The sequence below is a fragment of the Achromobacter maghribensis genome, from assembly GCF_057334215.1.
On record NZ_JBHFII010000054.1, the window covers coordinates 171,522 to 179,327 of the forward strand.

3 protein-coding genes and 1 other RNA gene are annotated in these 7,806 nt (G+C 68.3%); all 4 read left to right on the plus strand.

Annotated elements, in window-relative coordinates:
- The first annotated feature begins 48 nt into the window (after positions 1-48).
- On the plus strand, positions 49-2,712 hold the full coding sequence (locus ACE039_RS23745; RefSeq protein ID WP_485823483.1) for a PD-(D/E)XK nuclease family protein: 2,664 nt from the start codon (positions 49-51) through the stop codon (positions 2,710-2,712).
- A 3-nt stretch (positions 2,713-2,715) separates the two neighbouring features.
- Complete coding sequence (locus tag ACE039_RS23750) at positions 2,716-6,162, plus strand: UvrD-helicase domain-containing protein (RefSeq protein WP_485823484.1); 3,447 nt, start codon at positions 2,716-2,718, stop codon at positions 6,160-6,162.
- Between the two features lie 189 nt (positions 6,163-6,351).
- Positions 6,352-6,449: signal recognition particle sRNA small type (ffs, locus tag ACE039_RS23755), an RNA gene on the plus strand.
- Between the two features lie 151 nt (positions 6,450-6,600).
- Positions 6,601-7,806: DNA polymerase III subunit gamma/tau (gene dnaX, locus ACE039_RS23760; protein ID WP_485823485.1), on the plus strand; the 1,206-nt coding region annotated here is incomplete at its 3' end.

Here is a 7,806-nt window from a genome sequence, read left to right on the forward strand (position 1 = left end):
TTTTTGTTGCCCGCGCCTGCCGTTCCGGCACGCGCTTTGTAGGTGCCCATGCAGGACGCATCGCTTTCCTATCCTGATCTATCGCTACCAGACATCGGCGCCATGCCGGCCGCCGGCACGCTGGTGTTGACCGTGAACAACCGCTTGTCGCGCCGCTTGACGCTTGAATTGGCCGGCCTGCTGCGCCAGGAGCGCCAGGTCAGCGAACTGCCGCGCATCCTGCCGTTGTCGGCCTGGCTGGCGGAATCCGCCAACGAGTTGGCCTTCGAGGCGGACGACGATGTGCCCGCCTATCGGCTGGACAGTTTCGCCACGCAGCTGGTGTGGACGGAAGCCATCCGCGCGGAAGAGGCCGAACGCGTGCTGCTGGATGCCAGCCAGGCAGCGCGCCTGTCCATGGACGCCGATCTGCTGATGGACGAATGGGATCTGCATGTGCCGTCTGGAGCAGACACCGACGAGTACCGAGGCTTCGCCCGGTGGCGTGCGCGCTATCGCGAAGCGCTGGCCGCCATCGACGCCGAGGACGCGAACCAGGGCTATGCCCGCGTGCTGCGCGCCCTGGAGGACGGCCGGTTGGCCACGCCCGCCCAACTGGTGCTGGCCGGATTCACCGATGTGTCGCCGCGCTTTCGCCGCTTGCTCCTGGCTTTCGAAGCGCAAGGCACCGAGGTTGGGCAGTGGCGCGACGCGCAACGCGTCGAAACGGTGGCGCGGCGGTTCGAGGCCGCGGACCAGGGGGCGGAATGGCGCGCAGCGGCGGCGTGGGCGGCCAGCCATCTGAAGGCGAATCCGCAGGGGCGCTATGCCATCGTGTCGCCGCAACTGGAAGCCGAATCGCCCTTCGCGCGGCGGGTGTTGAGCCAGGCGCTGGCGGGCCGGGACGGTGCGCCAGCCTACGCGTTCAACGTGGCGGTAGGCCGGCCGTTGAATGAATGGCCAATGGCGCGCGCGGCGCTGGCCTGGTTGCGCGCGCTGGCCGAATGCGCCGCCGGCAAGGGTTGCGGCGTCGAGGTGCTGGGCGCCGCCTTGCTGGCCGGGCATTGCGCGGGCGACGTGCGCGACGGCGCGCGCCTGGCCGCGATCGACGCGCGCTGGCGCCGGCAGGCCGTGCGGCATGTCGGTCCGCACGACTGGAAGAAGCAGTTGGCCGATACGCCGGCCTTGGCGCAAGCCTGGAATCAGGCGATGGAGATCTGGACCCAGGGCGGCCGCCAAGCCACCTGCGATGTCTGGATGCTGCGCATGAAAGCCGCGTTGACGGCATTGGGTTTTCCGGGCGAAGCGGTGCTGGACAGCGTGGACTACCAGGTGATGGGCGCGCTGGGCGACGCGCTGGGCAGTTTTTCGGCGTTGGCGCCGGCCGCTGGCCGTCTGGGCGGCGTGGCGGCGGTCAATCTGCTGCAGAGCGTGGCGCGGTCGGCGTCGTTCCAGCCGCAACGCGATCCGCTGGCGCGCCTGGACGTGCTGGGTTTGCTGGAAGCCGAAGGCGGCTATTGGGATGGTGTCTGGATGCTGGGTTTGACCGACGATGTGTTGCCCGCGTCGCCAAAGCCCAACCCGCTATTGCCGTTGGCCGTGTTGCGCCAGGCGAAAGCGCCGCGCGCCACGCCCGAGCGCGAACGCGAATGGGCCGAAGGCATGTACGCCGCGCTGTGCCGATGCGCGCCCGAACTCATCGTCAGCCATGCCCATATGGATGGCGAGCGCGAACTGCGCCCGTCGCCGCTGATTGCCGGCGCCGCCTTGACGGACTGGGCGCCGGCCGAGGCCGATGCAGTGGCGGCGTTGCCCCAGGAATCGCTGGACGACAATCAGGGCCCGCCGCTGGCTCCCGGAAACCGCGGGGGCGGCGGCCTGGATGTTCTGGACACGCAGGCGCGCAATCCGCTGTGGGCGTTTGTGCGCCACCGGTTGGGCGGACGCGAGCTGGCGCCTTATGCCGACATGGCCACGGTGAACGTGCGCGGCCAGTTCCTGCACAAGGCGCTGGAGTTGGTCTGGGGCATGATGCCCGACCAAGAGGCCTTGCACGAGGTCCTGGCCACGGGCCGGCTTGCCGCGCTGCTGGAGCAGGCGGTGGCCCAGGCCGCCGACGACGAACTCAAGGACTATGCGCCCGCGCTGAAAGCGCTGGAGTGCCAGCGCGCCCGGGCGGTGCTGGCCTCGTGGCTGGACATGGAGGCCCAGCGGCTGCCGTTCGCCGTCGCCCAGGTCGAAAAGAGCCACCAGTGGCAGCGTGGGGCGCTGAACCTGAAACTGCGGCTGGACCGCATCGATAGCCTGGCCGACGGCCGCAATGTCATCGTTGACTACAAGACCGGCGTGGCCGCCGCCAAGCCGGAACCCGATTGGTCGCGCAGCCGGCCGGTAAACGTGCAACTGCCGTTCTACGCGTCGGTGCTGGCGGACGCCGCGGGCGGCGAGGTGGCCGGCCTGGTGCTGGCGCAGATCCACGCACGCCAGGTGGCCGCGCAAGGTCTGGCCGACGAAGACCTGGGCGTGCCTGGCGTCACGCTTGCCGAAGACAGCAAGTACTTCGATGGCCTGTCGTGGCCCGAGATCCGGCAGCGCTGGCGCGTGGCGATCGAAGCGCTGGCCGACGAATACGTCGCCGGGGTGGCCGCCAATGTGGCCTACCGGCGGGATGATTTGAAATACTGCGATGCACTGCCGTTCCTGCGTTTGCATCTGGACGACGAGGACGCATGAGCCATGGCTGAACAAGAACGCCTACCGCAGGATCACGCCGCACGCACCGACGCGCTGGACCCGACCCGTTCATTCCTGGTGCAGGCGCCGGCCGGATCCGGCAAGACCGAACTGCTGACCGACCGCATCCTGGCCTTGCTGGCCACGGTGAACCGTCCGGAAGAGATCGTGGCCATCACCTTCACGCGCAAGGCGGCCTCGGAAATGCACGCGCGCGTGCTGAGCAAGCTGCGGCGCGGGCTGGACGGCCCGCCCGAGGCCATGCACGAACGCCGCAGCTGGGAACTGGCCCGCGCCGCGTTGGCGCGCAACGAAGAGCAGGGCTGGCATCTGCTGGACCATCCGGCGCGCCTGGCCATCCGCACCATCGACTCATTCTGCGCGGGTCTGGTGCGCAGCATGCCGTGGCTGTCCGAGCTGGGGGGCATGCCTGAGATCACCGATGACGCCCGCGCAAACTACGAAGCGGCGGCGCGGGCCACGCTGGACCTGGCCGACGAATACGACGCCGTGCGCGTCCTGCTGCAGCATCTGGACGTGGACGTGCAGGCGGCCAAGGACGCCATTGCCGACATGCTGGGCCAGCGCGATCAATGGTTGCCGCTGCTGCGCCACGGATCTGACCGCGCGGGCATGGAGGCCATGCTGGCCGAGGCAATCGGCGAAGACCTGGATGCGCTCTGCGAAGCCATGCCTTACGGCTGGGCCGACGCGCTGTGCGGCCCGGCCCGGCTGGCCGCGACCCATCTGCAGGACGGCGATGACGACAACAAGCTGCTGCCGCTGCTGGACTGGGCGGAGGAGTTGCCGCCGGATGCCGACGTGCTGGACCAGTGGCGCGCAGTGGCGCACCTGCTGCTCACCGGCACCGGCAGCTTGCGCAAGACGGTCAACAAAAACCTGGGTTTCCCTGCCAAGTGTGCGCACAAGGAACCCTTCGTGGCGTGGCTGGAAGCGGCCGACGCCCAGGCCCCCTGGGTGCGCCGCCTGAATGCCGTGCGCGACATCCCCGAGCCGCGTTTCACTGATGCGCAATGGGAAGTGCTGGGCGCCCAACTGATGACGCTGGCGCTGGCGGTGGCGCAGTTGCGCCTGCGTTTCGCGGATACGGGCGAGGTCGATTTCATCGAGATCGCGCAACGCGCCGCCTCGGCGTTGGGTAGCGCCGACGACCCAGGCGAATTGCTGTTGAAGCTGGATGCGTCCATCCGCCATTTGCTGATCGACGAATTCCAGGACACCAGCCAGACGCAGCTGGACCTGCTGCGCACGCTGACCTCGGGCTGGCAGCAGGGCGACGGACGCACCCTGTTCCTGGTGGGCGACCCGATGCAGTCCATCTATCGATTCCGCAAAGCCGAAGTGGGGCTGTTCCTGGAAGTGGCGGACATCGGCGTGGGTGAACTGCGCCCCGATTTCCTGAACCTGACCGACAACTTCCGCTCGCAAGCGGGCATCGTGGATTGGGTGAACCAGTCTTTCGTGTCGTTGCTGCCCAAACGCAGCGACGCCGCCGCGGGCGCCATCGCGTACAGCCCGTCCACCGCCTTCCACGACGCGTTGCCCGAGCCTGCCGTGCGCTTTCATCCGGTCTGGTCGCGCGCCGGCGCGACGCCTGCCGACGCGCAGGCCGAAGACATCGCGGTCGGGCTGGTGCGCCAGGCGCTGGCCGATCACAAGGGCGCCAAGCATCCGGTCGCCGTGCTGGTGCGCGCCCGCAGCCACTTGGGCAACCTGACGCGCCGGCTGGCGCAAGAGGGCATCCGTTGCCGCGCCGTGGACCTGGTGCCGCTGGCCCTGCGTCCGGTGGTGGCCGACCTGGTGCAACTCGTCCGCGCGCTATCGCATCCGGGCGACCGGCTGGCGTGGCTCTCGGTGTTGCGCGCGCCATACTGCGGCCTGACCTTGACGTCCCTGCAGCGTCTGTTCGGCGATGATCACATCACCCCGGTGCCGGTGCTGCTGGAACGTGCGCTGCGCATGGCGCGGCCGACGTTGCCCGCCGCGCCCGATACGGCGCCGCAAGGCTCCCTGTTCGACGCGGCGCCCGCCGTGCCCGAATCGCCGTCGGCGCAGGCGCTGCTCAGCGCCGACGAATTCGCGCGGCTGCGCCAGGTCGCGTCCATCTTGCTGGATAAGCGCAATGATTCGGGCGCAATGCCGTTCGCGGCCTGGGTCGAATCGTTGTGGCGTCGCCTGGGCGGCCCGGCGCTGTATGCCGGCCTGTCGGTGGCCAACGACTCGGAAAGCCTGTTCCAGTTGGTCGAGCGCCTGGCGCCGCACGGCGGCATCGACCCCGCGGCGCTGGACGCCGGCATCTCGCGCCTGTTTGCCTCGCCCGACGCGGCGGACGAAGACGATGGCGCGGTCGAAATCATGACCATGCACAAGTCCAAGGGCTTGCAGTTCGAAACCGTGATCCTGTACGGCCTGCACCGCGCCCCGCGCGGCGACCAGGCGCCGCTGGTGCGCTTCGAGCAAAGCGGCCGCCGCGTGCTGTTCGGCCCGGTCAAGCCGCGCGCGGAAACCGAAGCGGATCCGGTGTCGCGCTATCTGGGCGCGCGCGAGGCGCGCCGTGCGTCCTATGAAATCGACCGCCTGCTGTACGTCGCCGCCACGCGGGCACGCAAGCGCCTGCATCTGGTGGGACACGTGTCGCTGGACGAGGCCACCGGCCAGGTCAAGCCTCCCCCGTCGGCCAGCCTGCTGGGCCGCTTGTGGCCGTGCCTGGAAACGCCGGTCCCGCCGTCGATGCAGGGCGAGCCCGAACCCGACGCGGTCGACGGCCCGGAATGGCAAGGCGAACCTTTGCGTCGGGTGGCCAGCGAAGGCCTGGCGCAATTGGCGCGCTTGTCCGACATCACGGTCAGCCCCGGCTTCGGCGCGGCCGCTCGAGGCGCCTGGGGCGACGGCAGCGAACATCCCGCCTGGCAACTGGAAGCCGGCTACGACGCCGCCATCGGCACCCTGGCGCACGCCTGGCTGGCCCGCATCGGGCAGGATGGCGTGCACGCGTGGCCGCCCGAGGCCCTGGCGGACCGCCTCCCCGCGATGCGCCGCCAGCTGACAAGAGCCGGCATCCCCGCCAGCCAGGCCGACGCCGCTGCCGAAGCCGTGCTGGACACCCTGCAAGCCACGCTGGCGGACGACCGCGGTTTGTGGCTGCTATCCCAATCCGGCGCCCGCCGCGAATGGCCCCTGATCGACGCCGCCGGCAAAGTTTCCGTCATCGACCTGGCGCTAAGCACCGAAGACGGCTGGCTGATCGTCGACTACAAAACCGGCCGCCCCCACCCCGGCGAACCCCCCGCCGCCTTCGCCACCCGCATGCGCCAACGCCACGGCGAACAACTGCTGCGCTACTGCACCCAGGTCACCGCGCTAGACGGCCGCACAGCCAGAGCCGCCCTATACTTCCCAAGAGCCAAAGCCTGGATCGACCTAAAATAAAAAAAGCGCCCCACGCAATAAACAAACCAAGCAGGCGAGCAAGAGCAAGCAAGGCGAGTGAGAGCAAGCAAGGCGAGTGAGAGCAAGCAAGGCGAAGCGAGCAAGGCAAAGCGAAGCGAGCCAAAAATGGCAAGCGAAGCAAAGCCATCTCCCCCTCCCCCTCGGGGGGAGGGCCGGGGAGGGGGCAACATACCGCCCCTCCGCATGGTTCGACGGTGAACCTGGTCAGGTCGGGAACGAAGCAGCCATAGTCGTTTAGGGTCAGTGCCGGAGTAAGGCTCGCCAACCGGATTCTTCAAAGCAAAGGGTCATGATTTCATTTCATGGCCCTTCGCTTTCAAGGGGGACGGGGTTATTTTCCAGGGATTCGTTCCACGGGAATAAGCCCGTCCCCTTTGCATTTCAGCCAGCACGCGAAACAGGCTCTACAATCCAGCCATGACTTATCTGGTACTGGCCCGCAAGTGGCGGCCGCGATCGTTCGATACCCTCGTGGGACAGGATCACGTGGTGCGCGCATTGACTCATGCGCTCGACACCCAACGCCTGCACCATGCCTGGCTGTTCACCGGCACCCGGGGCGTGGGCAAGACCACCCTGTCCCGGATCCTGGCCAAATCGCTCAACTGTGAAACCGGCATCACGTCCAAGCCGTGCGGCGTCTGCCGCGCGTGCACGGAAATCGACGCCGGGCGCTTTGTCGACTACCTGGAACTGGACGCGGCCTCGAACCGAGGCGTCGAGGAAATGACGCAACTGCTGGAGCAGGCGGTGTATTCGCCGGGCGCCGGGCGCTTCAAGGTCTACATGATCGACGAAGTGCACATGCTGACGGGCCACGCCTTCAACGCCATGTTGAAGACGCTGGAAGAGCCGCCGCCCCATGTCAAATTCATCCTGGCCACGACCGATCCGCAGAAAATCCCGGTCACGGTGCTGTCGCGCTGCCTCCAGTTCAACCTGAAGCAGATGCCGGCCGACTCCATCGTCGGGCATTTGCAGGCGGTGCTGGGCCAGGAAGAAGTCGCTTTCGAAGTGCCGGCATTGCGCCTGATCGGCCAGGCAGCCCAGGGCTCGATGCGCGACGCGCTCTCCCTGACCGACCAGGCCATCGCCTATAGCGCGGGCAACATGACCGAGGACGCCGTGCGCGGCATGCTCGGTACGATTGATCAACGCCACCTGGTGCGCCTGCTGGATGCCTTGTCCGCCGGCGATGCCAAGGGCGTGCTGGCGGTTGCCGACGAGCTGGCCATTCGCGGCCTGTCCTACGCTGGCGCGCTGGCCGATCTGGCCGTGCTGCTGTCCCGCGTGGCAATCGAACAGCGGGTCACCGGCGTCACGCCGGCCGAAGATCCGCTGGCTGCCGACATCGCGCGGCTGGCGCTGAGCCTGCATCCGGATGCGGTGCAGTTGTTCTATTCGGTGGCGGTGCACAGCCGCAGCGAACTGACGCTGGCGCCCGACGAGTACGCAGGCTTCATCATGGCGTGCCTGCGCATGCTGGCATTGAACGGCGACGCCGGTCCGCAAACCGCATTGGAAGCGCCTGCCGCGCCCGCCCGACAAACGGCCGACCCCGCCGTTGCCGTCGCCGAGCCGGCGGCAACCCCGGCCGCCGTGGCCGCGCCCGTGGCGGTTGCC